The sequence below is a fragment of the Ruegeria intermedia genome (assembly GCF_900129345.1).
Lineage (GTDB): Bacteria > Pseudomonadota > Alphaproteobacteria > Rhodobacterales > Rhodobacteraceae > Ruegeria > Ruegeria intermedia.
Genome location: NZ_FQVK01000008.1, coordinates 119191 through 143468 on the forward strand (window position 1 = coordinate 119191; position 24278 = coordinate 143468).

Here is a 24278-nt window from a genome sequence, read left to right on the forward strand (position 1 = left end):
GGGTCACATCTCGATCTCGTGGATCTCGGCCACCTCGACCGAGCCCGAGCCGTTGACCACCATGGGGCAGCCCTTGGCCATCTCGGTGGCGGCCTCGATGCTGTCGGCCTTGACCACGGTAAAGCCCGAGGCCGGGTTCGGCCCGCCATTGTCGGCCACGCCATCGGCGCTGACGGTATAAGACTGGCCCACCGGGTTGCCGGGAATTTCCAGCGCCGGCCCCATGTCGTGGAACCACGCGCCCCAGGCCGCCATTGTGGCTTCGATCTCGGCCGGGTCGGTCGGCGTGGTGCCACCGTGATAGACAAACAGGTACTGAGGCATTTTCTGGTCTCCCTTTTGGTCAGACGGGTTGGGCAAGCCGGGCTTCCAGCTTGCGCAGCGACGAGGTCCAGCCTCGTTCATGGTTGGCCGAGACGTCGTCATCGCCCAGATCGCGGTGATCGAGGATCAGGCGCGCGCCGGTGCTGGTCGGCTCGACCGCCAGCGTCACATGGCTCTCGGCGCCGCGCCGGTCGTCGTCGTCATGCCAGCCCCAGGTGAACCCGACCGAGTTCGGCGGGTCCACATGAGTCACATGCCCGGACACCTTGAACCGCTGCCCGTCGCCATTGACCATGACCGAATACCACGGCCCAGGGCGCGAGAAATCCAGATCGTGTTCCGGCACCTCGACCCCTTCGGGCCCCCACCATTGCAACAATCTGGTTCCGTCGCTGATCCAGGCGAACAGCGTTTCGGCGCTGACGGGAAAGTCACGCACCAGCTTCAGGTCGGCCATGTGGGGTCCTCCTGCAGAATGTCGCCCAGGCGGTCCAGGCTGGCCTCCCAGAACTGGCGTTTCGAGATGGTCCATTCGGCAATCGCCCGCAGCCCCTCGGGGCGGATCGAATAGATACGCTGGGTGCCGTTGACGCGCTGATTTACCAGCCCGGCCTGCCGCAGCACCTTCAGGTGCCGGGAAATGGCCGCACCGGACATGCCCTTGCCCCGGGCAAGGTCGCCTGCGGGCAGTTCGCCCTGATCCATCAGTTGTTCAACGATCGTGAATCGGGTCGGGTCGGACAGGGCCGAAAAGGCATCGAGCAGCGTGTTCATGTCCGTTGATTAACATGAATGTTAAACAATGAAAACCCGAAACCGTCGGATCAGCCCAGCGCGAATTCCGATCGGGCATACCCCTGCAGATACAGCAGCGCGGTCAGGTCGCCATGGTTGATGCGCACGTCGCATTGCGCCGCGACCGAGGGTTTGGCGTGCAGGGCCACGCCCGTCCCGGCACGCTCCAGCATGCCCAGGTCATTCGCCCCGTCGCCCACGGCGATCACCTCGGCCTCGGAAATGCCCAGACGGGCGGTGATCTGTTCCAGCGCCTCGACCTTGGCCTGACGGCCCAGGATCGGGCGCTGCACGTCACCGGTCAGCTTGCCGTCGGCGGCCAGCAGCGTGTTGGCGCGGTTCTCGTCAAAGCCCAGCAGCTCGGCCACGCGGGCCGTGAACGCGGTGAACCCGCCCGAGACTAGCGCGGCATAGCCACCATTGGCCCGCATCGTCGCAACCAGTTCGCGGCCGCCCGGCATCAGGGTGATCCGCTGGTTCAGCACCCGGTCGATCACCGACACGTCCAGCCCCTTCAGCAGGCCCACCCGCTCGGTCAGCGCGCCTTCGAAATCCAGCTCGCCATTCATGGCGCGGGCGGTGATCTCCTTGACCCGCTCGCCCACCCCGGCCTCGTCGGCCAGTTCGTCGATGCATTCCTGCTGGATCATCGTGCTGTCCATGTCGGCCAGCAGCATCTTCTTGCGGCGGCCCTCGGCCGGCTGCACCACCAGATCGACGCCCAGTTTCTGCAGGTCAGCCCAGACATCCCAACGGTTTTCCGGAACCGTCGGCAGGGCAAATTCGGCCGCCTCGTCGGGGCTCAGCCATTGAATGTCGCCCCCGCCCCAGGCGTTGCGCAACGCGTCGATCAGCGCCCCGTCCAGCGACGGCGTCTTGGGGTTGGTCAACAGGGTGGCAACGTACATCTTGATCCTCCGGCAGCCTGCCCTGCGCATATCGCAGGCGCAGCATTTCCGCCAGAGGCCAATTCCGCGCCGCTAGCCCAGAATGCCCGGCAGGCGCAGCCCGTGTTCGCGGGCGCAATCCTTTGCGATGTCATACCCCGCATCCGCATGGCGCCACACGCCCGAGGCCGGATCGTTCCACAACACCCGCTCAAGCCGCCGCGCGGCGTCCTCGGTGCCGTCGGCGCAGATCACCACGCCGGCATGCTGGCTGAAGCCCATGCCGACCCCGCCGCCATGATGCAGCGACACCCAGGTCGCGCCGCTGGCGGTGTTGATCAACGCGTTCAGCAGCGGCCAGTCCGACACGGCGTCGGACCCGTCCAGCATCGCCTCGGTCTCGCGGTTGGGGCTGGCGACCGAACCGCTGTCGAGGTGGTCGCGTCCGATGACGACAGGTGCGCTCAGCTCTCCATTCGCGACCATCTCGTTGAAGGCCAGACCCGCGCGGTGCCGGTCGCCCAGCCCGATCCAGCAGATCCGCGCGGGCAGGCCCTGAAACGCGATCCGGTCACGGGCCATGTCCAACCAACGATGCAGGTGCTCGTTCTCGGGGAACAGCTCTTTCATCTTGGCATCGGTCTTGTAGATATCTTCGGGGTCGCCCGACAGCGCGCACCAACGAAACGGGCCGATACCGCGGCAGAACAGCGGGCGGATATAGGCCGGGACGAAACCGGGAAAGGCAAAGGCGTTCTCAAGCCCCTCGTCCTGCGCGACCTGACGGATGTTGTTGCCATAGTCCAGCGTCGGCACGCCCGCGTTCCAGAAATCGACCATCGCCGCGACATGCTGCTTCATCGAGGCCCGCGCGGCCTTTTCCACCGCCTTAGGGTCTGTTTCTCGCTTTTCACGCCACTGGGCCAGGGTCCAGCCCAGCGGCAGATACCCGTTGATCGGGTCATGGGCGCTGGTCTGGTCGGTCACGATGTCGGGGCGCATTCCGCCCGCGGCCATGCGGCGGTAGATCTCGGGAAAGATCTCGGCCGCATTGCCCAGCAGACCCACGGACTTCGCCTCGCCCGCCTTCGTCCAGCGGTCGATCATGGCCAACGCCTCGTCCAGCGTTTCGGCCTTTTCATCCAGGTATTTGGTGCGCAGGCGGAAATCGATGCTGTCGGGGTTGCATTCCACCGCCAGACAGCAGGCCCCGGCGAAGACTGCGGCCAGGGGCTGTGCTCCGCCCATGCCGCCCAGCCCACCGGTCAGGATCCATCGGCCGGTCAGGTCGCCGCGATAGTGCTGCCGCCCGGCCTCGGCGAAGGTTTCATAGGTGCCCTGAACGATGCCCTGCGTGCCGATATAGATCCACGACCCGGCCGTCATCTGGCCGTACATCATCAGGCCCTTCCGATCCAATTCGTTGAAATGGTCCCAGGTCGCCCAATGCGGCACGAGGTTGGAATTGGCGATCAGCACCCGCGGCGCGTCCTTGTGCGTGCGGATGATCGCCACCGGCTTGCCGGACTGCACGATCAGGGTCTCGTCGGTCTCGAGATCCTTCAAACTGGCAACAATAGTGTCGAAATCCTTCCAGGTCCGCGCCGCGCGGCCGATGCCGCCATAGACCACCAATTCGTGCGGGTTTTCGGCCACGTCGGGGTGCAGGTTGTTCATCAGCATCCGCAACGGGGCCTCGGTCAGCCAGCTTTTGGCGTTCAACTCGGGACCGGTCGGCGGAAAGACGTCACGGGTGTTCTTGCGCGGGTCACTCATTTCGGGGCTCCTTTTTCGGCCAGCGCGCCCGACAGGGCCAGGGCGCGCAGGCGGTCAAGCATCTCTTGCAGGTGCGGGCGCAGGCGTTCGGCCCGGTCCGCGCGCCAGGGCCAGGGCGGCCTCTCGTCCATATAGGCGCGTTGGGCGATCTCCATCTGGATCGCATGTATGCCCTTGTCCGGGCAGCCGTAGTTCCGGGTGGTCCAGCCGCCCTTGAACCGGCCGTTCAGCACCGCGGCACAGCCCGACGCCCGGGCCACGGCGTCCACCGCCTGCGCGATCTCGGGTGCGCAGGTGGTGCCGTCATTGGTGCCCGTGTTGAAGACCGGCAGTTCTCCGTCGAACAGGAAGGGGATCCGCGACCGGATCGAGTGGCAGTCGAACAGGATCGCCACGCCATGCCTGGCCCGCACCCGCTCCAATTCTTCCTGCAACGCGGCGTGGTAGGGGGCGTGGAACTCTCTGCGCCTCTCCTCGATTTCATCTTCCGACGGCTCCTGCCCTTCCAGCCATATGGGTTGCCCGTCGAAATCGGTCAGCGGCACCAGGGTCGTCGTGTTCTGCCCCGGATAGAGCGACTGACCTGCGGGGTCACGATTGGCGTCGACAACATAACGGTGCACGCGGGACTGGACCACCGTCGCATCGCCCGAAAGCCCTTTATAGAGTCTGTTTATGTGCCAATCCGTGTCGGCCAACGCCCGGCCGGTCTGGTTCAGGCGCGCATGGATCTCCTCGGGCACGACGGTTCCACCATGGGGCTGGCCCAGCACGATCGGGCCCTGCCCCCGCTGCACCTCGACCACGGTCATGCCGTCACCTCCGGCAGCGGTACGCCCAGCGCCTCCAGGATCGCGCCGCTCGCCACAAGATCCTTGGCCTGCTGCAATTCCGGGGCCAGGTACCGGTCCTCGGCCAAGGGCGGGATGTCGGCGCGCAGCCGCGCAATCACCCGCTGCAGGGGCGCGCTGGTGACCAGCGGGGCGCGGAACTCGACGCCCTGGGCAGCGCAGAGCAGTTCGATCCCCAGAATGTAGTTCAGGTTTTCCACCATGCGCGTCAGACGCCGCGCCCCGTGGGCGGCCATCGAGACGTGATCTTCCTGGTTGGCCGAGGTGGGCGTGCTGTCGGTGACGCAGGGGTTGGCCAGATGCTTGTTCTCGCTCATCAGCGCGGCGGTCGTGACCTCGGCGATCATGAATCCGGAATTCAAGCCCGGATCGGGGGTCAGGAATGGCGGCAGATCGAAGCTGAGCGTCGGATCCACCATCAGTGCGATCCGGCGTTGCGCGATGGCGCCGATCTCGGACAGGGCCAGCGCGATCATGTCGGCGGCAAATCCCACCGGTTCGGCGTGAAAATTGCCGCCCGAGACGATCATGTCGGGATCGGACAGCACCAGCGGGTTGTCGGTGGCCGCGTTGGCCTCGGTCTGCAGGGTGGCGGCGGCCTGCCGGATCACGTCCATCGCGGCACCGGTGACCTGCGGCTGGCAGCGGATGCAATACGGGTCCTGCACGCGGCTGTCGCCCTCGCGATGGCTTTCGCGGATTTCCGAACCCTGCAGCACGGCGCGCATGGCGCTGGCGGCCTCGATCTGGCCGCGATGGCCCCGCAGAGCATGGATCTCGGGCTGCAGCGGCGCGGTGGAGCCCATGATGGCATCGGTCGATACGGCCGAAACGACCAGCGCGTTCTGCGCCGCGCACCATCCCTCGAACAGGCCCGCCAAGGCGTAGGCCGTCGAGAACTGAGTGCCGTTGATGAAGGCCAGCCCCTCTTTCGGCCCCAGTTGAACAGGCTCTAACCCGGCCATTTTCAAGGCATGGGCGCCCGGCATGACCGTACCGTTCAGCTCGGCTTCGCCTTCGCCGATGACCACCGCCGTCATGTGGGCCAGCGGCGCCAGATCGCCCGAGGCCCCCACCGAGCCCTGCGCCGGGATCACCGGGGTCACGCCACGGGCCAGCATCTGTTGCAGCAGGTCCACCAGCGCCCACCGCACCCCGGATGCGCCGCGCCCGAAAGACAACAGCTTGAGCGCCATCATCAGGCGCGCCAACCGCCGCGGCACCGCCGGGCCGACCCCGCAGCAATGGCTGAGGATCAAATTGCGCTGCAGCGCCGAGGTGTCCCTGGCCGCGATCTTGAGGCTGGCCAGCTTGCCGAACCCGGTATTCACGCCATAGACGGGCTGGTCACCGGCGGCGGCCTCGGCGATGCGGGCGGCGGCGGCCTCGACAGCCGGGCGGCAGCTATGATCCAGAACCACCGGCGTTTCGTTCCAGTAGATCTCCGCCAGTTGGGCCAGCGAAACCTGCCCCGGAACCAAGGTCAGAGCGCTCATGCCTCCCCTCCGAAAATGCGCGCGTGCAGCGGGTTGAACCCGATCCGATAGGCCAGCTCGGCCGGGTGGGAGACGTCCCACACGGCCAGATCCGCCCGTTGGCCCGGCGCGATCGTGCCGGCATCGGTCAGCCCAAGCGCGCGGGCGGCATTGCGGGTGACTCCGGCCAGCGCCTCGGCCGGGGTCATGCCAAACAGGGTGCAGCCCATGTTCATCGTCAGCAGCAGCGACGTCAGCGGCGAGGACCCCGGGTTGCAATCGGTGGCCAGGGCCATCGAAACCCCGGCCTTGCGGAACAGGTCAATGGGCGGGGCCTGCGTTTCCCGCAGCGTGTAGAACGCGCCGGGGAGCAGAACCGCGGTCGTTCCGGCTTCGGCCATGGCAGCCACCCCGGCGGCGTCCACATATTCGACGTGATCGGCCGACAAGGCGCCATAGGACGCCGCCAGCCGGGCCCCGCCCAGGTTCGACAATTGCTCGGCATGCAGCTTGACCGGCAACCCCAGGTCACGCGCGGCGTCGAACACCCGCGCGACCTGAGCCGTATCGAAGGCGATGCCCTCGCAGAACCCGTCGACCGCGTCGACCAACCCCTCGGCATGGGCCGCACGCAGGGTCGGGATGCAGACCGTGTCGATATAGGCGTCCGCGCGCCCGGTGTATTCGGGCGGGACCGCATGCGCGCCCAGAAAGCTGGTCACCACCCGAACCGGGCGCAGCTGCGGGATCTGACGCGCCACGCGCAACATGCGCAGCTCCGCCTCGGGTTCCAGCCCATAGCCCGATTTGATCTCGATGCAGGTCACCGCTTCGGCGATCAGGGCATCGACGCGGGGCAAGGCGGTGTCCAGCAGTTCCTGCTGGCTGGCCGCGCGGGTGGCCGCCACCGTGGACAGGATACCGCCACCGGCCCCGGCGATATCGGCGTAAGAGGCACCGTTCAGACGCATCTCGAACTCGACGGCGCGATTGCCGCCAAACACGACATGGGTGTGCGGGTCGATCAGGCCCGGCGTGATCAGGCGGTCACGGTAGTCGATGACCGGGCCGGCCTGTTGCGCCAACGGGTCCTGCCAAGACCCCACCCAGTCGATCCGGTCGCCACTCAGCACGATGGCGGCATCCTCGATCAGGCCATAGGGCGGCGCGCCCTCGGCCATGGTCGCAACATGCTGACAGCGGAGGACGGTTTTTTCGGCCATGGCGATTCTTTTGGACTCCCGTTGCGGTTTGTTTTTTCGTATACGGGTAAGAACCTAAAGTCTACACATATTGAGCGCAGCATGACGATACACGCAAAAACCGCTTTGTTAGGGTCTGATTGGGCGTCGAACCTGCGGGTGGAAATCACCGAAGGACGGATTGCCGGGCTGCAGGCCAACGTCCCGCCCGCGCCCAGCGATACATGCGTCGACCTTCTGCTGCCGGCCCTGTCGAACCTGCACAGCCACAGCTTTCAACGCGCCATGGCCGGGATGACCGAGACCCGAACCGCAGGCCGGGAAAGCTTCTGGAGCTGGCGGCAGCTTATGTACCGCTTTCTGGACAATCTGACGCCCGCGCATATCGAGGCGATCGCCGCCCTGACCTTCCTCGAGATGCAGGAGGCCGGATATGCCGCGGTGGGCGAGTTCCACTATGTCCACCACCAACCCGGCGGCGCGCCCTATGCCGAACTGTCCGAACTGAGCCAGCGCGTCTTTGCCGCCGCGCAGCAGACGGGGATCGGGCTGACCCATCTGCCGGTGCTCTACACCTGTGGCGGTGTCCGGCAGGAGGCTCTGACCGGCGGGCAATTGCGGTTCGGCAACAATCTGGACCGCTATCTGGACCTGCTCGACGCGACCCGGAGCCTGGCGCGGCAGGCCCCGGCCGACACCATCGTCGGCATCGCCCCGCATTCGCTGCGGGCCACGCGCCCGGGCGACCTGCGCGCCCTGATCGACAACGTCCCGGACGGCCCTGTTCACATCCACATCGCCGAGCAGGTGAAAGAGGTTCAGGACGTGCAGGCCGCTTTGGGCTGCCGTCCGGTGGAGTGGTTGCTGAACACCCTGCCGGTCGATGACCGCTGGTGCCTGGTCCACGCCACACATATGACGCCCGGCGAAACCCGGGCCCTAGCACGGTCGGGCGCCGTGGCGGGGCTGTGCCCGATCACCGAGGCCAATCTGGGCGACGGAATTTTCGAAGGGCCGACCTATGTCGCTGCGAACGGGCGGTTCGGGGTTGGATCAGACTCTAACATTCGCATTTCGCTGCCCGAGGAACTGCGGACTCTCGAATATTCGCAACGCCTGCGCGATCGCGCCCGGGCGGTTCTGGTGCGAGGCGAAGGCTCGGTCGGGCATGCCCTGTATACAGGCGCGGCCCAAGGCGGCGCGCAGGCGCTTGGGCGCGACGCCGGGGGCATCGCCCCGGGCAAGCTGGCCGATCTGGTGGCCATCGACCGCGCGCACCCGACCCTGTGCGCCTTGCGAGACCACCAACTGCTGGACGGGCTGTGTTTCGCAGCCCCAGACGGTCTGGTGACCGATCTGTGGTCGGCCGGCCGCCACACGGTCCGCGCCGGGCGCCATGTCGCGCGCGACACGATCATTCCCGCCTATCGCCGGGCCATTGCCGATCTGCTGTCCCGAGTCTAATCATCGCCAACACCAAGCCGAGCACCCAATGACCCAAAGCACCGAGACCACCAGCTACAAGGACATCAAGCAGACCGTGCTTGGCCGCATCCGTTCAGGCGAGTGGCGACCCGACACCTTGCTGCCCAACGAAGAGGACCTGGCGGTCGAGTTTTCCTGCACCCGCACCACGGTGAACCGCGCGCTGCGCGAACTGGCCGAGGAAGGTTTCCTGGAACGCCGCCGCAAGGCCGGCACCCGCGTATCCAGCGCCCCGCAGCGGCAGGCCCGCTTCACCATCCCGCTGGTGCGCGACGAGGTCGAGGCCATGGGCGGCACCTATCGCTATGCGCTGGTCTCGGCGCTGGCCGAGACCGCGCCCGAATGGCTGGCGGCGCGGCTGGCGCTGACACCGGGGCAGCGCGTGGTGCATGTGCGCTGCATGCACTATTCCGACAACACCCCCTTTCAGTTCGAGGACCGCTGGATCGTCATCGACAGCGTGCCGCAGGTCGAACAGGCCGACTTCTCGGCCATCGGCCCGAATGAATGGCTGGTGCAGACGGTCCCCTTCACCAATGTCGAGCTGTCCTTTCTGGCCAGCCGGGCCGACGCCACGCTGGCCGGTTTTCTGGACGTGACCGAAGGCGAGCCGGTCTTCACCGCCGAGCGCATCACTTGGCTGCAGGGGCAGCCGGTGACGCTGGCCAAGATGTATTTCGCAGCCGGCTATCGCATGACCACCCGGCTCTGAGGCAAAAAAGGCTTGCAACAGGGTCTTTACCAGCGGCGCAATCCGATACAGGGTCCGGTTCGGCGGCACCGCAATCAGGAGGACCCGAAATGGCCAACCCGCTTTTTGATCGTCTGTTCGGCATCCATGCGGGCAAAGACACGCCGTTTCTGCATCTGCCGGATGGGCAGACGCTGACCCATGCCGCGTTTCTGGACATGGCGGCGCGGCTGGCCAATGCGCTGACGGGGCTCGGGCTGGAACCGGACGACCGGGTGGCGGTGCAGGTCCACAAATCGCCCGAGGCGCTGGCGCTGTATGCGGCCTGCGTTCAGGCCGGGCTGATCTTTCTGCCGCTGAACACCGCCTATACCGGTGCCGAGCTGAGCTATTTCATCGACAACAGCGGCGCTGCGCTGGTGGTCTGTGATGCGAGCGCGCTGTCGGAACTGGAGCCCATCGCCCACGGCCATGGCGCGCGGGTCGAAACGCTGAACGCCGACGGCTCGGGCAGCCTGATGCGGCGCGCGCTGGGGATGCTGCCGGCGTTTGAACCGGTGCGCCGCACGCCGGAGGATCTGGCCGCGTTTCTTTACACTTCGGGCACCACCGGGCGGTCCAAGGGCGCCATGCTGACGCAGGCGAATCTGCTGTCGAACGCCGAAACGCTGGTGCAGGAGTGGCGCTTCACCGCGGACGACGTGCTGCTGCACGCGCTGCCGATCTTTCACACCCATGGCCTGTTCGTGGCCACCAATGTCATGCTGTCGGCCGGCGGGTCGATGATCTTTCTGCCGGGCTTCGATCTGGACGACATCCTGCGCCTGATGCCCAAGGCCACCTCGATGATGGGTGTGCCGACCTTCTATACTCGCCTCCTGGACGACGACCGGTTCACCGGGGATCTGGCCCGGCACATGCGGCTGTTCATATCCGGCTCGGCGCCGCTGCTGGCCGAAACCCACACGCGATTCGAGCAACGCACCGGCCACCGCATCCTGGAACGCTATGGCATGACCGAGACCAACATGAACACCTCGAACCCCTATGACGGCGAGCGTCGGGCCGGAACCGTGGGCTTTCCGCTGCCGGGGGTCGAGTTGAAGATCACCGACCCCGAAACGGGCGATCCCCTGCCGCAGGGCGAGATCGGCATGATCGAAGTGCGCGGCCCGAACGTGTTCAAGGGCTATTGGCAGATGCCCGAGAAAACCGCCGCCGAACTGCGCGAGGACGGGTTCTTCATCACCGGCGATCTGGGCCGCATCGACGCGGACGGCTATGTGCATATCGTCGGCCGCGGCAAGGACCTGATCATTTCGGGCGGCTACAACATCTATCCCAAGGAAATCGAGCTGGTTCTGGATGACCAGCCCGGCGTGCTGGAAAGCGCGGTGATCGGCGTGCCGCACCCGGATTTCGGAGAAACCGTGCTGGGCATCCTGGTGCCCGAGGCCGGCGCGGCACCGGATCTGGATGCGATCATGGAGGCGGTGCGCCAAAACCTTGCCCGTTTCAAACATCCCCGCAGGCTGATCCTGCTGGACGAACTGCCGCGCAATACGATGGGCAAGGTGCAGAAAAACGTTCTGCGCGAGACCTACAACGCAATGTTTCAAGGCAATTGAAGCGTTCCTCATCGCGTCCAATGGAACGTATGTGGCGGGCGACCCTTGTCCGAGAACTCTAATTTATTGACACAAGGCCCTGCGCGCAGGCAACTTTCTCGGAACGAGCAACCAACCTGCAAAAGGAAATACAGGGGCGATGGTATTTGAGACGATCGGAAGGACGATCGCGGTGGTCGGCTCGCTTTTGACGTTCGCGCCTGGCACTGCCAATTCTGCCGAGTGGGTGGCCGGACTGGGAGCCGACGATCTGTTCGACATCGATGGAGTTCCCGCTTTTGCCGGTTTGGTTGAGCTTCACTCAGATCCTTTCGTGCGAGCATTTTGGGTGGATGTATCGGCGATGGCGTCAGTACTTGTAGACACCGAACACGATATCTTTGCCGGAATTGGCCTGCATTCACTGCTTCATTTCGGAATGGATCGGGTGTTTTTCGAGTTCAGTCTTGCGGCAGGAGGCTATTTTCCGGGTGGCGAGTCGCCCCCACGAAAGCTTACCGACAGATTTCAATACCGCACCTCTATCGGCGCTGGATACCGACTGACAGAATCCAGCCGCCTTTCAGTTTCGATGGATCACCTATTCAATTCGGAGTTCGAAAACTACGAGCCCGGCAGCGAAACCATATTGTTGCGGTACACCAAGGGGTTCTGAGCATCAGGATCGTCGAGACCCGGCAACCTTTGGCATTTCCTGACTCCGGTGCAGTTGTCGAACCCGCGGGATTCGACAACTGCCCGTGGATTCGGATTGCAGATCAGACCACGTCGAACTCCAGCGGCTTGATCTGGGTGAACAGCCCGGTTTCAGCCAGCTTGGCGCGGGCTTCGGCCGGAACCGGCTCGTCAACATACAGCAGCGCGATCGCCTCGCCACCCGCCTGGGCGCGGCCCAGGGTAAAGTTGGCGATGTTCACGCCATGCTCGCCCATGGTCTTGCCCAGGGTGCCGATGATGCCCGGCACGTCCTCGTTGGTGGTGTAGAGCATGTGTGCGCCGACCTCGGCATCGATGTTGATGCCCTTGATCTGGATAAAGCGCGGCTTGCCGTCGCTGAACACGGTACCCCCGATCGAGCGTTCGCGCTTGTCGGTCACCACGGTCACCTTGATATAGCCCTCGAAGGCGCCCGACTTGTCCTGGTTGGTGGTCGAGATCTTGATACCGCGTTCCTTGGCCACGACCGGGGCCGAGACCATGTTCACCTCGGGGTTCGAGCGTTTCATGATCCCCGCCACCACCGCGCAGTTCAGCGCCGCCAGGTTCATCTGCGCCGCCACGCCGTCATACAGGATGTTGATCGCCTTGATCGGCTCATCGGTCATCTGGCCGATGAAGCTGCCCAGATGGCCGGCCAGCTTGATCCACGGCCCCATGACCTTGGCCTCTTCGGCGGTGACGCTGGGCATGTTCAGCGCATTCTCGACCGCGCCGGTCAGCAGATAGTTCGAGATCTGCTCGGCCACCTGCAGCGCCACGTTTTCCTGCGCCTCGGTGGTCGCGGCGCCCAGATGCGGGGTGCAGACCACGTTGGGCAGGCCGAACAGCGGGTTTTCCTTGGCCGGTTCCTCGCTGAACACGTCGAAGGCGGCCCCGGCGACATGGCCCGATTTGATCAGTTCGGCCAGCGCCTCTTCATCGACCAGACCGCCGCGGGCGCAGTTGATGATACGCACGCCCTTCTTGGTCTTGGCCAGATTCTCGCGGCTGAGGATGTTGCGGGTCTGGTCGGTCAGCGGTACGTGCAGGGTGATGAAATCGGCCCGCGCCAGCAGCTCGTCCAGCTCGACCTTTTCCACGCCCATCTTGTCGGCCTTCTCCTGGCCCAGATAGGGATCATAGGCGATGACCTTCATCTTGAGGCCCTGCGCCCGGTCGCAGACGATGCCGCCGATATTGCCGGCGCCGATCACGCCCAGCGTCTTGTTGGTCAGCTCGACCCCCATGAACTTGGACTTTTCCCACTTGCCCGCATGGGTGCTGGCATTGGCCTCGGGAATCTGGCGCGCCACGGCGAACATCATCGCGATGGCGTGCTCGGCGGTGGTGATCATGTTGCCGAAGGGCGTGTTCATCACGATCACGCCCTTTTTCGAGGCGGCTTCCTTGTCGATATTGTCGGTGCCGATGCCGGCGCGGCCGATCACCTTCAGCTTGTCGGCCTTTTCCAGGATCTTCTCGGTGACCTTGGTGGCCGAGCGGATGGCCAGGCCGTCATAGTTGCCGATGATCTCGGCCAGCTTTTCCTTGTCCTTGCCCACGTCGGGCATGAAATCCACGTCGATGCCACGGTCGCGGAAGATCTGAACCGCGGTTTCGCTGAGCTTGTCGGATACGAGTACTTTGGGGGCCATGTGCGTGGTCCTTGAATGGAATGATGACTCCGGGCCGGACGCGGCCCGGATCTTGTCGGGGAAAAGGGTCAGGCGGCTTCGGCCTGGGCTGCGATCTCGGCCTCGAACGCCCATTTCAGCCAGGGCAGCATCGCCCGGATGTCGGACGTCTCGACCGTGCCGCCGCACCAGATGCGCAGCCCGGCCGGCGCGTCACGATACGCGCCGATGTCCAGCGCCACGTTCTCGGCCTCCAGCCGCTTGGCGACCGCCTTGGCAAAGCTTGCGCCGTCGCGGATCCGCGGATCGGTGAATTTCAGGCAGACGCTGGTGTTCGACCGGGTGGCCGGGTCCTCGGCCAGGTTGTCGATCCAGTCGTTCTGGTCGCAGAAGTCAAAGATCGCCTGCGCATTGGCATCGGCGCGGGCGATCAGGCCCTGCAGCCCGCCGACCGAGCGCGCCCAGTCCAGCGCGAACAGGTAATCCTCGACCGCCAGCATCGACGGCGTGTTGATGGTGGCGCCCTGGAAGATGCCCTCGATCAGCTTGCCGCCCTTTGTCAGGCGGAAGATCTTCGGGAGCGGCCAGGCGGGGGTATAGCTTTCCAGCCGCTCGACCGCGCGGGGGCTGAGGATCAGCATGCCATGCGCGGCCTCGCCACCCAGAACCTTCTGCCAGCTGAAGGTGGTGACATCCAGCTTGTCCCAGGGCAGGTCCATCGCAAAAGCGGCGCTGGTGGCGTCGCAGATGGTCAGGCCGGCGCGGTCATCGGCGATCCAGTCGCCATTCGGAACCCGCACGCCCGAGGTGGTCCCGTTCCAGGTAAAGACCACGTCATTGTTGAAATCGATGGACGCCAGATCGACGATCTGCCCGTAATCGGCGGTTTTCACCTCGGCGTCGATCTTCAGCTGTTTGACCACGTCGGTAACCCAACCAGCGCCAAAGCTTTCCCAGGCCAGCATCTCGACCTTGCGTTCGCCCAGCAGCGACCACAGCGCCATTTCCACCGCGCCGGTATCCGAGGCCGGAACGATGCCGATGCGATAGTCAGCCGGAATGCCCAGCAGCTCGCGCGTGCCTTCGATAGCGGCCTTCAGCTTGTCCTTGCCGATGGCGGCGCGGTGCGACCGGCCCAGCGCGGCATCGGCCAGCTTGTTCAGCTCGAATGTGGGGGGTTTGGCACAGGGGCCCGAGGAAAAACGCGGATTGGCCGGCCGCGCTGCCGGTCGTTCGATGGTCATTGGTGTTACCCTTCCAGATATACGCCCCTCGTTGGGGAGGGGTGTCCCGCGGCCAGACCTAGGGGGCCGCAGATGGGCGGGCAAGCGGAAAAGACGCTTTGAACATCAAAAACGACACGGGCGGTGACGCCAAATCGGAACACAGGTTTCCGATCGGCGCATTTTGCACCCGCAGAAAGACCTCAGCGATCCAGCCGGACGGTTTCGCCCGTGGCCAGCGATTGCTGCGCCGCCAGCCCCATGCGCACGGCCCACATGCCGTCGGTCAGGCTGACATCCGGGGCATCGCGCTCGCCACGCACCAGCGCCAGAAAGCCTTGATGCTGATAGAAGGTCGAGCCGTTGTGGTCGCCCGCCGCCAGCAGGCGCGGATCGACGGGAATGTCGCGGGTGATCGGGCCTTTGGGGTCGCGCGGGCTGACGATCAGCTGCGGCACCGGCGGCTCGCCCAGATGTTCGGGCCAGAACCGGCCCGGCCCGGGCACCAGCGCCTCGATCTTGGCCTTGGGGCCGACGACCGAGATTTCCTCCTGATACCGCGCGCCCTCGGCGAACATGCACAGCTCCAGCATCGCCCGCGCGCCCGAGGCGAAATCGACGATGACATAGCCGTGGTCCAGGATGTCGGGCGTCTCGCCGTCATAGGTTTCGTCCAGATGGTTCACGGCCTGCCCGCCGCTGGCGCTGATGCGTACCGGGTCTGATTGCAGGATCAGGCGCATCAGGTCGAAGAAATGACAGCATTTCTCGACGAAGGTGCCGCCGGTGTTGCGGTTGAACCGGTTCCAGTTGCCGACCTTTTCCAGGAACGGAAAGCGGTGTTCGCGGATGCTCAGCATCTTGACCCCGCCGCTGGTGTCCTGCGCCTCGGCGATCAGGGCGGCGATGGGCGGCATATAGCGATATTCCATCGCCACCCAGATCGGACAGGGATAGCTGCGCTCGATCTCGGCCAGACGGGCGGCATCGTCGGGGTTGGTGAACAGCGGCTTTTCCACCAGCAACGGCAAGGGACGGGTCTGGGCGATCTGGGCGATCTGATCCACATGCAGATGGTTGGGGCTGGCGATGACCAGGCAGTCCAGGTCTTCGACCGACAGCAGATCCTGCAGCGACGGCACCATCTTGGCCCCCGGCGCAATCGCCTGCGCGGCGCGTGCCATCTCGGGGTCGGGCTCGAAAATGGCGGCCACTTGCGTGCCCTCCAGCAGGGCAATGTTGTGCAGGTGTTCCTGCCCCATCATGCCACATCCGATCAGCCCGTAGTTGATGGTCCGGGTCATGCGCGTTTCCTCGTCATTTCAGTCGTTGGACGTAAGTTGCCCGATCCGGGTCGAACCAGGTTTTCGAAAACTCGACGGGTTCAGGCCGTTCCGACCAGCTGAACCGCTCGATGTAACCGACGGTCTCGCCCGCCGGCCGGGTGAAGTTCGCGGGGGTCCAGTCGGGCAGCCGGCTGACCGAAACCCGATCCTCGGCGCGGGTGATCCAGAACCCAAGCTGCTGCTGGTAATAGCGATAGAGCGAGTCCGACAGCAGCCGCCGGTCGATCAGACCGGCTGATTCGTCCAGCCAGATTTCCTCGACCGCGATGATTGTGTCATTCAGATAGCGCATCCGCCGCACGCGCGACCCGCGCCGCGAGGTGCCGAAATCGGGCAGGTCGGCGGGCTTGTCCAGGTGATCGACCGACAGGATGTCGGCGCGCGGCAGGCCGCCGCCCTCGGGCAGTTCCAGCCGGAACATGGCATAGACGCTGTTCTGGGTCCCGGTCTCGCGCACATAGTTGCCCGAACCCTGGATCCGCTCGAGCATCCCCTTTTTTTCCAGCTCGGCAAGCGATTTTCGCAGCGTCCCGACCGAGACGTTCAACTGCGCCGCCATGTCCCGCTCGGGCGGCAGACGCTCGCCGTCGATCAGCCGTCCGGCGGCGATGTCGCGGATCAGAAGCTCGGCGATCTGCACATAGATTGGCAGGGCGTTGGGGTTTTTGTTGGATGGGGGCACGCGGGCGCTTCACTTGGTCGCAGAAAAAATTGATACACTATTGATCTACATCAATGTGGTTGCTACGCAAGAGAAAAGTTGCACCCGGCAGGAGAGAGAATCAGATGACGATCGTCCCCATCACATCCCCCGATCTGGATGCGGCCGAGGTTTCATGGTTCGCGGCGCTGTGCTCGGACGATTATCAGTTTCTCGGCGTCCCCGACGGCGATCTGCGCTCCAGCTGGGAACATTGCTCGGGCATCGTGAAAGAGGCCGAGGCGCAGGGCTTTCGCAACATCCTGTGCCCGTCCTCGTACCAGGTGGGGCAGGACACGCTGAGCTTTGTCGCCGGCTGCGCCCCGATCACCGAAAAGATCAACCTGCTGGCCGCCGTGCGCTGCGGCGAGATGCAGCCGATCATGCTGGCGCGCACCATCGCGACGCTGGATCACATGCTGAAGGGGCGGCTGACGGTCAACATCATCTCGTCGGATTTTCCGGGCGAAAAGGCCGAAAGCAGCTATCGCTACCAGCGCTCGCGCGAGGTGGTCGAGATTCTGAAACAGGCCTGGACGCAGGATGAGATCAATTACCAGGGTCAGGTCTACAATTTCTCGGGTCTGACGACCGATCCGGCCAAACCCTATCAGACCGGCGGGCCGCTGCTGTATTTCGGGGGCTATTCGCCCGATGCGCTGAAGCTGTGCGGCCAGCATTGCGACGTCTATCTGATGTGGCCCGAAACCAAGGACCAGCTGGCCGAGCGGATGAAGGCCGTGCACGCGGTGGCCGACGAATACGGCCGCACGCTGGATTATGGCCTGCGGGTGCACATGATCGTGCGCGACACCGAGGCCGAGGCCAAGGAATACGCCGACTACATCGTGTCGAAACTGGATGACGAATACGGTCGCGCGATCCGTGAACGGGCGCTGGACGCCACCTCGCTCGGTGTTTCGCATCAGGCCAGGAACCGCGAGTTGGCAGACAAATACGGCTATGTCGAGCCGGGCCTGTGGACGGGCGTCGGCCGGGCGCGGTCAGGCTGCGGCGCGGCGCTGGTTGGGTCGACCGACCAGGTGCTGTCGAAGATCGAAGAGTATCAGAAGATGGGCATCCGCGCCTTCATCTTCTCGGGCTATCCGCATATGGACGAGGCCCGCCATTTCGGCACCCGAGTGATGCCACATCTGAAAACCTGTTCCCTTCCCGAAGCCTATGGAAGGGTTCCTGCTGACACCCCGGCGACGCCGCTGGGCAACGGAGTTCGTCGTTGATGCAACGTATCAAGCTTTCCGACACCCTGGAACTGAGCCGCCTTGTCTATGGTATGTGGCGGCTGGGCGATGACAGCGACACCTCGGCCGCGCATGTGGCGGCCAAGATCCACGCCTGTCTGGATCAGGGCATCACCAGCTTCGATCAGGCCGACATCTATGGCGACTATGGCGCCGAGGCGATTCTGGGCAATGCCCTACGCGCCAATCCCGGCCTGCGCGACCGGATGGAGATTGTCACCAAATGCGACATCGTCGCCCCCTGCGGGCGCTATACGGATGCCAAGGTGAAATACTATGACACCTCGCGTGCGCATATCCTGAAATCTGTGGACACTTCGCTGCAGGAAATGGCGATCGACCATATCGACCTGCTGCTGATCCACCGCCCCGACCCGTTCATGGACCACCATGAAACCGGCGCCGCGCTGGACGAGGTGGTGGCCAGCGGCAAGGTCCGCGCGGTGGGCGTGTCGAATTTCCGCCCCTGGGACTGGCAGCTGCTGCAATCGGCGATGAAGACCCCGCTGGTGACCAACCAGATCGAGATTTCTCTGGGCGCGATCGCTCCGTTCACCAATGGCGATCTGGCGTTTCACCAGCAGCACGGCCACCCGGTGATGGCGTGGTCGCCGCTGGGCGGCGGAGCGCTGATGGCGGGCAATCCTCCGGTGGGCGTGGTCGCGGACGAGATCGGCGCGCAGTTCGGCGTCGACCGTGCCGCGGTGGCCGTGGCCTTCCTGCTGGCCCATCCGGCCGGCATCCTGCCGGTTCTGGGCACCAACAGCCTGGACCGTATCAAGCGCATTTCGGACGCTCTGAAAGTCAATCTGGATCGTGAAGCCTGGTTCCGCCTCTACGAGGCGGCGCTGGGGCATGAGGTACCATGATGAACGCATTTTCGAACGACATGGCGCGCACCTTCATTCCGCACAAGGACGACACCCGCACCCTGCGGGACGCTTTCGGCCGGTTCGCCACCGGCGTCACCGTGGTGACCTGCGACAGCCCCGACGGGCCGGTCTGCATCACGGCCAACAGCTTTTCCTCGCTGTCGCTGGACCCGCCCTTGGTGATGTGGGCCGGCGACCGGAATTCGCGCCGGTTCCCCTATTTCCGCGCGGCCCGGCATTTCAGCATCCACGTGCTGTCGGCCGACCAGGCCGAGCTGTGCTTTGGCTGCTCGAAAAACGCCTTTGCCCTGCGCGACATCGACCACGACCGCTGCGAAAACGGCACGCCGCTGCTGCGCGGATGCCTGGCGCGGTTCGAATGTGAACAACATGCGTATCACGATGCGGGCGATCACGTTATCGTGGTGGGCAAGGTCTTGCGGGCCAGCATGGCGGACGGAGACGCGCTGACCTTTTACGCCGGCAAGCTCGGCCAATTCGCGCACCAATAAGTGCGGGACAACGGTCGCGGGCCAAACCCGCGGCCTGAACAGGGAGGATCCGCATGGGCGGATTGACGTCGGTGCTTGCGCCGATCGCATTCGTGAACGAAACCGCGCTGCGTCTGGGCCGCGCGGTTGGTGTCGTTGCGATCGCCTTCATGGTGATTGCGATCCTGATCCAGGTGTTTTTCCGCTACGTTCTGGGCAACGCCCTGCCCTGGCCCGACGAGGCCGCACGGTTCTGCATGTTGTGGATGACCGGCCTGATGGCACCCACCGCCTTCCGGCGCGGCGGGTTCGTGGCCATCGACATGCTGGTCCGCTTTCTGCCGCGCGTACCCGGCCAGTTGCTGAACCTGTTCCTGCTGCTGCTCAGCCTGACGGTTCTGGTGGTCGCCGTGCGCATCGGCTGGTCCGAGGTCACGGGCTTTGGCGGGCGTTTCGCCACCGCCGCGCTGTATTTGCCCACCTCGCTGAGCTTTGACGAATGGTACCGGATCCCGCGCAGCTGGATGATGGCCTCCTTGCTGGTGGGCGTGATCCTGCTGCTGTCGGTCAACGTCGAACTGATCCTGCGCTCGATCATCACCATGCTGGGCGGTGGCCACCTGCTGCCCGAGATCCCCGAAGCCGCCGTGGGGGCCGAATAGATGCTGGTCTGGTTCCTGCCCGTCTTCCTGGTGTTTCTGCTGATCGGCCTGCCGGTCTTTTTCGCGCTGCTGGCCGCGCCCGGCCTGCTGCTGTGGCTGAACGGCCAGACCAACGACATCACGCTGCTGTATCGCAATGTCTACAACGGGATGGACAGCTTTCCGCTGATGGCCATCCCCTTCTTCATGCTGGCCGGAGAGCTGATGAACCGCGGCGGCATCACCATCCGTCTGGTCGAGTTCAGCCAGGCGCTGATGGGGCATCTGCGCGGCGGGCTGGCGCATGTGAACGTGCTCAGCTCGATCCTCTTCGCGGGGCTGTCGGGCTCGGCGGTGGCCGATACCTCGGCGCTGGGCTCGATGCTGATCCCGGCGATGGAGAAGCAGGGCTATACCCGCAAGTTCGCCGCCGCGATCACCGCCGCCAGCTCGGTCATCGGGCCGATCATCCCGCCCTCGGGGATCATGATCATCTACGCCTATGTGATGGGCGAAAGCGTCGCGGCCCTGTTCCTGGCCGGCATCGTGCCGGGCGTCATGGTGGGCATCGGCCTGATGCTGATGATCAAGGTCATGGCCAACAGGTATGATTTCCCGGTGGCCAGCCGCAAATACACCTGGCCCGAGCGCGGTCAGGCCAGCCTCAAGGCGTTTTTCCCGCTGATGACGCCAGTGATCATCTTGGGCGGCATTCTGGGCGGCATCTTCACCCCGACCGAGGCCGCCGCCGTCGCGGTGGGTTATGCCTTCCTCATCGGGTTTTTCGTGCTGCGCACGCTGACCTTGAAAGAGGTGCCCGACGTCCTCAGCAATGCGGGCATGACCTCGGCCGTGGTGCTGCTGCTGGTGGGGGCCGCGATGGCGTTCAAGACCGTGGTCAGCCTCAGCCATGCGCCCGAGCAACTGGCCGCGCTGATCCTCGGACTGTCGGAAAACCCGCTGATCCTGCTGTTCCTGATCAACCTGCTGCTGTTCGTCGTGGGCATGTTCCTGGATGCAGGCCCGGCGATCATCATCCTGGGGCCGATCCTGGGCCCGATCTTCTCCAGCCTGGGGGTCGACCCGATCCATTTCGCCATCATCATGAGCGTCAACCTGACCGTTGGCCTGGCCACGCCGCCCATGGGTCTGGTGCTGTTCGTGGCCGCCGCCGTGTCACGCGAACGGGTGGAAACCATCGCCAAGGCGATCCTGCCGTTCCTGGCCGTCGAAATCGCGGTGATCTTCCTGATCACCTATGTCCCCGCAATATCCATGACGATCCCGCGTTTGACGGGATTTGCAAACTAGACTGAGTACCACAGGGAGGAAACGCATGCTCAGAACATTCTTCAAAACCGCAGCACTGGCCACGTCGCTGGTGGCGGCCTCGGCGCTGGCGGCCTCGGCGGCCGACTATACGCTGCGCGCCACCGCCAACTCGAATGAAAACGACGAGGACTATGACGGCCTGGTCGTGTTCAAGAACTTCGTCGAGAACGCCTCGAACGGCGCGATCGAGGTCGAGCTGTTCATCGGCACGCAGCTGTGCTCGAACGGGGCCGAATGCCTGCAGGGCGTGGCCGACGGCACCATCGACATCTACATCTCGACCTCGGGCGGGGCCTCGGGCATCTTCCCTTACGTGCAGGTTCTGGACCTGCCCTATCTGATGGCCGACGACCGCATCGCCGAGCGGGTTCTGTCGGGTGATTTCACCCGCAAGATGCGCGAAATGGCGCTGGAGGATTCGGGCGGCGCGATCCGTCTGATGACCATCGGCAACACCGGCGGCTGGCGCAATTTCGCCAACACCAAGCGCCGCATCACCAAGCCCGCGGACATGGAAGGCCTGAAGATCCGCACCGTGGTCGCAGACCTGCCGCAGGAACTGGTCAAGGCCCTGGGCGCCTCGCCCACCCCGATCCCGTGGCCGGAACTGTTCACCAGCTTCCAGACCGGCGTGGTTGACGGCTCGAAGAACGGCATCACCGACATCATGGGCATGAAATTCCCCGATGCCGGCCTGCAATACGTCACGCTGGACGGGCACGCCTATATGGGCGCGCTGTGGTGGATGAACAACGCCAAGTTCCAGGAGATGCCCGAAGACCTGCGCCGCGTCGTCGTCGACGGGTTCTATGCGCTGCAGCAGGCCACCTTTGCCTCGCCCAAGCGCAAGTCGATCCAGGCCTACGAGGATTTCGTGGCCGGTGGCGGCGACCTGTACGTGCCGACCCCCGAGGAAAAAGAGGCATTCAAGCAGGCCGCGACCCCGGTCTATGACTGGTTCCAGCAGAACGTCGCGCGCGGGGACGAGATCTATGCCGCTCTGACCGCGGCCGTGGCCGAGGCCGAGGCCGAGATCAACGCGGAACGCGCTGCCGACCTGAACTGACACGGTTCGGGCCGGGGTGTCGCGTCATCCCGGCCCGCCCTTACCGAAAGGGGTACATCCACCCCTTGTAGTCATTGACCAGCACATGGGCCTTTTCGATCTGTTCGGGCGTCATCTTCTTGACCACCTCTTCCAGGCTGATCGCCGCATCGGGGTCGCCGCCGATGGCGCTGAGCGTGTACCACATGTAGGCCCGCACCAGATCGGGGGCAGGCAGGCCCAGGCCCAGCTCGTAATACCATCCGACACCCGATTGCGCGCCCGGATGCCCCTTCATCGAGGCACGCAGATACCATTCGAACGCGCGCTCATAGTCCTGCTCGACCCCAAGGCCAAGGCCGTACATCACGCCGATCAGCTCCTCGGCCTCGGCGTTGCCCGACCGGGCCGCCGGCAGAAGCTGTTCGCGCGCGGCGGCAAACTCGCCCGCCTCCATCAGATCACGGGCCTGTTCCAGTTCGGCCCAGACGGGCGTGGCGGCAAGACAAAGGGCAAGCACAAGCTGGCGCATGGGGCGTTGGGTCTCCTGTTCTGCGGGGCGGCCTGGGCGCAGGAGCTGCCCGCGCCGCTGACCGATGACGACTTTCTGTTCTTTGATAGGGAACAGGCCGCGATCGGTCACCAGCTATTTTATGACCCGATCCTGTCGGGCAACCGCAACATCAGCTGCGCCCATTGCCACCACCCCGATTTCGGCACCTCCGACGGCCTGTCGCTGGGCATCGGCGAGGGTGGCCAGGGCCTTGGCCCCGACCGCACGCCCGGCACCGGGGCGGACCGCATCCGAAAGCGCATCCCGCGCAACGCGCCGGGCCTGTGGAACCTGGGCGCGCGCGACATCCACACGATGTTCCATGACGGGCGGCTCAGCCTGTCGGACGTCTATGGCAACGGGTTCAACTCGCCCGCGCAGGAATGGCTGCCCGAAGGGCTGAACTCGCTGCTGGCCGCGCAGGCCTTGTTTCCGATGACCGCGCAGTTCGAAATGGCCGGGAACGTGGCCGAGAACGAAGTTACAGGCGCCGTGCATGACCGGATCGACAAGGGCTGGCCGATCATCGCCAAACGGGTGCGGACCGACCCGAAATACGGCCCCGCGATGGTGGCCGCCTTTGACGACGTGGACAGCACCGAGGACATCACCATCACCCATGTCGCCAACGCTCTGGCCGCGTTCATGGCCATCGAATGGCGCAGCACCGACAGCCCGTTCGACCAGTACCTGGCCGGAGACGAGACCGCCCTGACCCCCGATCAGAAGGCCGGGATGCGGCTGTTCTATGGCAATGCGCGATGCGCCACCTGCCATTCGGGGCCGCTGCTGTCGGATCAGAAATTCCACGCGCTGGCCCTGCCGCCTTTCGGCCCGGGCCGCACCCGGCAATGGGACGCCTATGCCCGCGACGTGGGCCGCATGGGCGAAAGCGACCGGCTGGAGGACGCCTATCGGTTCCGCACGCCCATGCTGCGCAACGTGGCGCTGACGGCGCCCTACGGCCATAACGGCGCCTTTCCTGACCTCGAAGGGATCATCCGCCATCACCTGAACCCGGCAACCAGCCTGTCGCGCTGGACGACCGATCAGGCCGCGCTGCCCAAGGTGCCGTGGCTGGAACAGGCCGATTTCATCGTCTGGCAGGACCGGTTCGAGATGGCGCGCCAACGCGCCAAGGTCGACATCACGCCAGTTGACCTGAGCGACGGTGAAATCGCGCAGCTGGTGGCGTTCCTGCACACCCTGACCGGAACGAGCGTGGAAACACCGCCCTTTGGCGTGCCCGCGGGCTTCAAGCCCTGAGAAAACCCCCGCCTTTGGGCGGGGGTTTTTGTGTTTTTATTCTGCGGCGTCTTCGTATGCGTCCATGGGGGGGCATGTGCAGACGAGGTTCCGGTCACCG

The 24278-nt window shown here is 64.8% G+C and carries 24 protein-coding genes; 11 read left to right on the forward strand and 13 right to left on the reverse strand.

The window, feature by feature from the left end; translation table 11 throughout:
* Positions 1 to 3: 3 nt before the first annotated feature.
* The 8 genes from F3H26_RS07990 to hutI all read right to left on the reverse strand — a co-directional run bounded on the left by F3H26_RS07990 (position 4) and on the right by hutI (position 7331).
* A complete protein-coding gene (locus tag F3H26_RS07990) occupies positions 4 to 324 on the reverse strand; it encodes a YciI family protein (protein ID WP_149775529.1) in 321 nt (106 codons plus the stop codon).
* Positions 325 to 343: 19 nt separating this feature from the next.
* Entirely contained in the window at positions 344 to 781 is a 438-nt protein-coding gene (locus F3H26_RS07995; protein WP_149775530.1) for an SRPBCC family protein, read from the reverse strand.
* Positions 769 to 1098: an ArsR/SmtB family transcription factor gene (locus F3H26_RS08000; protein WP_149775531.1), complete on the reverse strand. Its 330-nt coding sequence runs from the start codon at positions 1096 to 1098 to the stop codon at positions 769 to 771. The genes F3H26_RS07995 and F3H26_RS08000 overlap by 13 nt, the downstream gene beginning before the upstream one ends.
* A gap of 50 nt (positions 1099 to 1148) precedes the next feature.
* Positions 1149 to 2027 (reverse strand): phosphoserine phosphatase SerB, encoded by an 879-nt coding sequence (serB, locus tag F3H26_RS08005; RefSeq protein ID WP_149775532.1) that lies wholly within the window; start codon positions 2025 to 2027, stop codon positions 1149 to 1151.
* 72 nt (positions 2028 to 2099) lie between these two features.
* Complete coding sequence (gene hutU, locus F3H26_RS08010) at positions 2100 to 3782, reverse strand: urocanate hydratase (protein ID WP_149775533.1); 1683 nt, start codon at positions 3780 to 3782, stop codon at positions 2100 to 2102.
* A complete protein-coding gene (gene hutG, locus F3H26_RS08015; protein ID WP_149775534.1) occupies positions 3779 to 4594 on the reverse strand; it encodes an N-formylglutamate deformylase in 816 nt (271 codons plus the stop codon). Before hutG ends, hutU begins: the two co-directional genes overlap by 4 nt.
* Positions 4591 to 6129: a histidine ammonia-lyase gene (hutH, locus tag F3H26_RS08020; RefSeq protein ID WP_149775535.1), complete on the reverse strand. Its 1539-nt coding sequence runs from the start codon at positions 6127 to 6129 to the stop codon at positions 4591 to 4593. Before hutH ends, hutG begins: the two co-directional genes overlap by 4 nt.
* Complete coding sequence (gene hutI / locus F3H26_RS08025; RefSeq protein ID WP_149775536.1) at positions 6126 to 7331, reverse strand: imidazolonepropionase; 1206 nt, start codon at positions 7329 to 7331, stop codon at positions 6126 to 6128. The genes hutH and hutI overlap by 4 nt, the downstream gene beginning before the upstream one ends.
* An 81-nt stretch (positions 7332 to 7412) precedes the next feature.
* Between hutI and F3H26_RS08030 the strand changes: the two genes are divergently transcribed.
* The 4 genes from F3H26_RS08030 to F3H26_RS08045 all read left to right on the forward strand — a co-directional run bounded on the left by F3H26_RS08030 (position 7413) and on the right by F3H26_RS08045 (position 11769).
* Complete coding sequence (locus F3H26_RS08030) at positions 7413 to 8774, forward strand: formimidoylglutamate deiminase (RefSeq protein ID WP_149775537.1); 1362 nt, start codon at positions 7413 to 7415, stop codon at positions 8772 to 8774.
* Positions 8775 to 8802: 28 nt separating this feature from the next.
* A complete protein-coding gene (locus F3H26_RS08035; RefSeq protein WP_149775538.1) occupies positions 8803 to 9507 on the forward strand; it encodes a GntR family transcriptional regulator in 705 nt (234 codons plus the stop codon).
* 89 nt (positions 9508 to 9596) lie between these two features.
* Positions 9597 to 11114, forward strand: coding sequence for a malonate--CoA ligase (locus tag F3H26_RS08040; RefSeq protein WP_149775539.1), 1518 nt, complete (start codon positions 9597 to 9599; stop codon positions 11112 to 11114).
* Positions 11115 to 11253: 139 nt separating this feature from the next.
* A complete protein-coding gene (locus F3H26_RS08045; protein WP_149775540.1) occupies positions 11254 to 11769 on the forward strand; it encodes an acyloxyacyl hydrolase in 516 nt (171 codons plus the stop codon).
* Positions 11770 to 11872: 103 nt separating this feature from the next.
* Here F3H26_RS08045 and serA read toward each other — a convergent pair whose 3' ends face one another.
* The 4 genes from serA to F3H26_RS08065 all read right to left on the reverse strand — a co-directional run bounded on the left by serA (position 11873) and on the right by F3H26_RS08065 (position 16698).
* Entirely contained in the window at positions 11873 to 13468 is a 1596-nt protein-coding gene (gene serA, locus F3H26_RS08050; RefSeq protein ID WP_149775541.1) for a phosphoglycerate dehydrogenase, read from the reverse strand.
* A 68-nt stretch (positions 13469 to 13536) separates the two neighbouring features.
* Positions 13537 to 14691, reverse strand: coding sequence for a phosphoserine transaminase (locus tag F3H26_RS08055; protein WP_149775542.1), 1155 nt, complete (start codon positions 14689 to 14691; stop codon positions 13537 to 13539).
* A 182-nt stretch (positions 14692 to 14873) separates the two neighbouring features.
* A complete protein-coding gene (locus tag F3H26_RS08060; protein ID WP_149775543.1) occupies positions 14874 to 15974 on the reverse strand; it encodes a Gfo/Idh/MocA family protein in 1101 nt (366 codons plus the stop codon).
* A 13-nt stretch (positions 15975 to 15987) separates the two neighbouring features.
* On the reverse strand, positions 15988 to 16698 hold the full coding sequence (locus F3H26_RS08065; protein WP_149775544.1) for a GntR family transcriptional regulator: 711 nt from the start codon (positions 16696 to 16698) through the stop codon (positions 15988 to 15990).
* Between the two features lie 104 nt (positions 16699 to 16802).
* On the opposite strand from F3H26_RS08065, the gene F3H26_RS08070 reads away from it, so the two are divergent.
* The 6 genes from F3H26_RS08070 to F3H26_RS08095 are packed head-to-tail and all read left to right on the forward strand — an operon-like array spanning position 16803 to position 22380.
* Positions 16803 to 17957, forward strand: a complete 1155-nt coding sequence (locus F3H26_RS08070; RefSeq protein ID WP_093964187.1) for an LLM class flavin-dependent oxidoreductase — start codon at positions 16803 to 16805, stop codon at positions 17955 to 17957.
* Positions 17957 to 18847 carry an aldo/keto reductase gene (locus tag F3H26_RS08075; protein ID WP_149775545.1) on the forward strand — a complete coding sequence of 297 codons (891 nt, stop codon included), beginning with the start codon at positions 17957 to 17959 and terminating at the stop codon, positions 18845 to 18847. Before F3H26_RS08070 ends, F3H26_RS08075 begins: the two co-directional genes overlap by 1 nt.
* Complete coding sequence (locus tag F3H26_RS08080; RefSeq protein ID WP_149775546.1) at positions 18844 to 19362, forward strand: flavin reductase family protein; 519 nt, start codon at positions 18844 to 18846, stop codon at positions 19360 to 19362. The genes F3H26_RS08075 and F3H26_RS08080 overlap by 4 nt, the downstream gene beginning before the upstream one ends.
* Positions 19363 to 19415: 53 nt before the next feature.
* Positions 19416 to 20003 carry a TRAP transporter small permease gene (locus F3H26_RS08085; RefSeq protein WP_149775547.1) on the forward strand — a complete coding sequence of 196 codons (588 nt, stop codon included), beginning with the start codon at positions 19416 to 19418 and terminating at the stop codon, positions 20001 to 20003.
* Complete coding sequence (locus tag F3H26_RS08090; RefSeq protein ID WP_149775548.1) at positions 20004 to 21293, forward strand: TRAP transporter large permease; 1290 nt, start codon at positions 20004 to 20006, stop codon at positions 21291 to 21293.
* Between the two features lie 25 nt (positions 21294 to 21318).
* Entirely contained in the window at positions 21319 to 22380 is a 1062-nt protein-coding gene (locus F3H26_RS08095; RefSeq protein ID WP_149775549.1) for a TRAP transporter substrate-binding protein, read from the forward strand.
* A 40-nt stretch (positions 22381 to 22420) separates the two neighbouring features.
* On the opposite strand, the gene F3H26_RS08100 is transcribed toward F3H26_RS08095, so the two are convergent.
* A complete protein-coding gene (locus F3H26_RS08100; RefSeq protein ID WP_005980315.1) occupies positions 22421 to 22891 on the reverse strand; it encodes a tetratricopeptide repeat protein in 471 nt (156 codons plus the stop codon).
* A gap of 6 nt (positions 22892 to 22897) precedes the next feature.
* On the opposite strand from F3H26_RS08100, the gene F3H26_RS08105 reads away from it, so the two are divergent.
* Positions 22898 to 24178: a cytochrome-c peroxidase gene (locus F3H26_RS08105; RefSeq protein WP_149775550.1), complete on the forward strand. Its 1281-nt coding sequence runs from the start codon at positions 22898 to 22900 to the stop codon at positions 24176 to 24178.
* The last annotated feature ends 100 nt before the right edge of the window (positions 24179 to 24278 follow it).

Excerpts from the sequence above, each read along its gene's own strand:
- F3H26_RS07990 (WP_149775529.1), bottom strand. The coding sequence starts at position 324 with ATGCCTCAGTACCTGTTTGTCTATCACGGTGGCACCACGCCGACCGAC.
- serB (WP_149775532.1), bottom strand. The coding sequence starts at position 2,027 with ATGTACGTTGCCACCCTGTTGACCAACCCCAAGACGCCGTCGCTGGAC.
- F3H26_RS08100 (WP_005980315.1), bottom strand. The coding sequence starts at position 22,891 with ATGCGCCAGCTTGTGCTTGCCCTTTGTCTTGCCGCCACGCCCGTCTGG.
- F3H26_RS08030 (WP_149775537.1), top strand. The coding sequence starts at position 7,413 with ATGACGATACACGCAAAAACCGCTTTGTTAGGGTCTGATTGGGCGTCG.
- F3H26_RS08040 (WP_149775539.1), top strand. The coding sequence starts at position 9,597 with ATGGCCAACCCGCTTTTTGATCGTCTGTTCGGCATCCATGCGGGCAAA.
- F3H26_RS08090 (WP_149775548.1), top strand. The coding sequence starts at position 20,004 with ATGCTGGTCTGGTTCCTGCCCGTCTTCCTGGTGTTTCTGCTGATCGGC.
- F3H26_RS08095 (WP_149775549.1), top strand. The coding sequence starts at position 21,319 with ATGCTCAGAACATTCTTCAAAACCGCAGCACTGGCCACGTCGCTGGTG.
- hutU (WP_149775533.1), bottom strand. The coding sequence starts at position 3,782 with ATGAGTGACCCGCGCAAGAACACCCGTGACGTCTTTCCGCCGACCGGT.
- F3H26_RS08080 (WP_149775546.1), top strand. The coding sequence starts at position 18,844 with ATGATGAACGCATTTTCGAACGACATGGCGCGCACCTTCATTCCGCAC.
- hutI (WP_149775536.1), bottom strand. The coding sequence starts at position 7,331 with ATGGCCGAAAAAACCGTCCTCCGCTGTCAGCATGTTGCGACCATGGCC.
- hutG (WP_149775534.1), bottom strand. The coding sequence starts at position 4,594 with ATGACCGTGGTCGAGGTGCAGCGGGGGCAGGGCCCGATCGTGCTGGGC.
- F3H26_RS08035 (WP_149775538.1), top strand. The coding sequence starts at position 8,803 with ATGACCCAAAGCACCGAGACCACCAGCTACAAGGACATCAAGCAGACC.
- F3H26_RS07995 (WP_149775530.1), bottom strand. The coding sequence starts at position 781 with ATGGCCGACCTGAAGCTGGTGCGTGACTTTCCCGTCAGCGCCGAAACG.
- F3H26_RS08075 (WP_149775545.1), top strand. The coding sequence starts at position 17,957 with ATGCAACGTATCAAGCTTTCCGACACCCTGGAACTGAGCCGCCTTGTC.
- F3H26_RS08000 (WP_149775531.1), bottom strand. The coding sequence starts at position 1,098 with ATGAACACGCTGCTCGATGCCTTTTCGGCCCTGTCCGACCCGACCCGA.
- hutH (WP_149775535.1), bottom strand. The coding sequence starts at position 6,129 with ATGAGCGCTCTGACCTTGGTTCCGGGGCAGGTTTCGCTGGCCCAACTG.
- F3H26_RS08045 (WP_149775540.1), top strand. The coding sequence starts at position 11,254 with ATGGTATTTGAGACGATCGGAAGGACGATCGCGGTGGTCGGCTCGCTT.
- serA (WP_149775541.1), bottom strand. The coding sequence starts at position 13,468 with ATGGCCCCCAAAGTACTCGTATCCGACAAGCTCAGCGAAACCGCGGTT.
- F3H26_RS08070 (WP_093964187.1), top strand. The coding sequence starts at position 16,803 with ATGACGATCGTCCCCATCACATCCCCCGATCTGGATGCGGCCGAGGTT.
- F3H26_RS08055 (WP_149775542.1), bottom strand. The coding sequence starts at position 14,691 with ATGACCATCGAACGACCGGCAGCGCGGCCGGCCAATCCGCGTTTTTCC.
- F3H26_RS08060 (WP_149775543.1), bottom strand. The coding sequence starts at position 15,974 with ATGACCCGGACCATCAACTACGGGCTGATCGGATGTGGCATGATGGGG.
- F3H26_RS08085 (WP_149775547.1), top strand. The coding sequence starts at position 19,416 with ATGGGCGGATTGACGTCGGTGCTTGCGCCGATCGCATTCGTGAACGAA.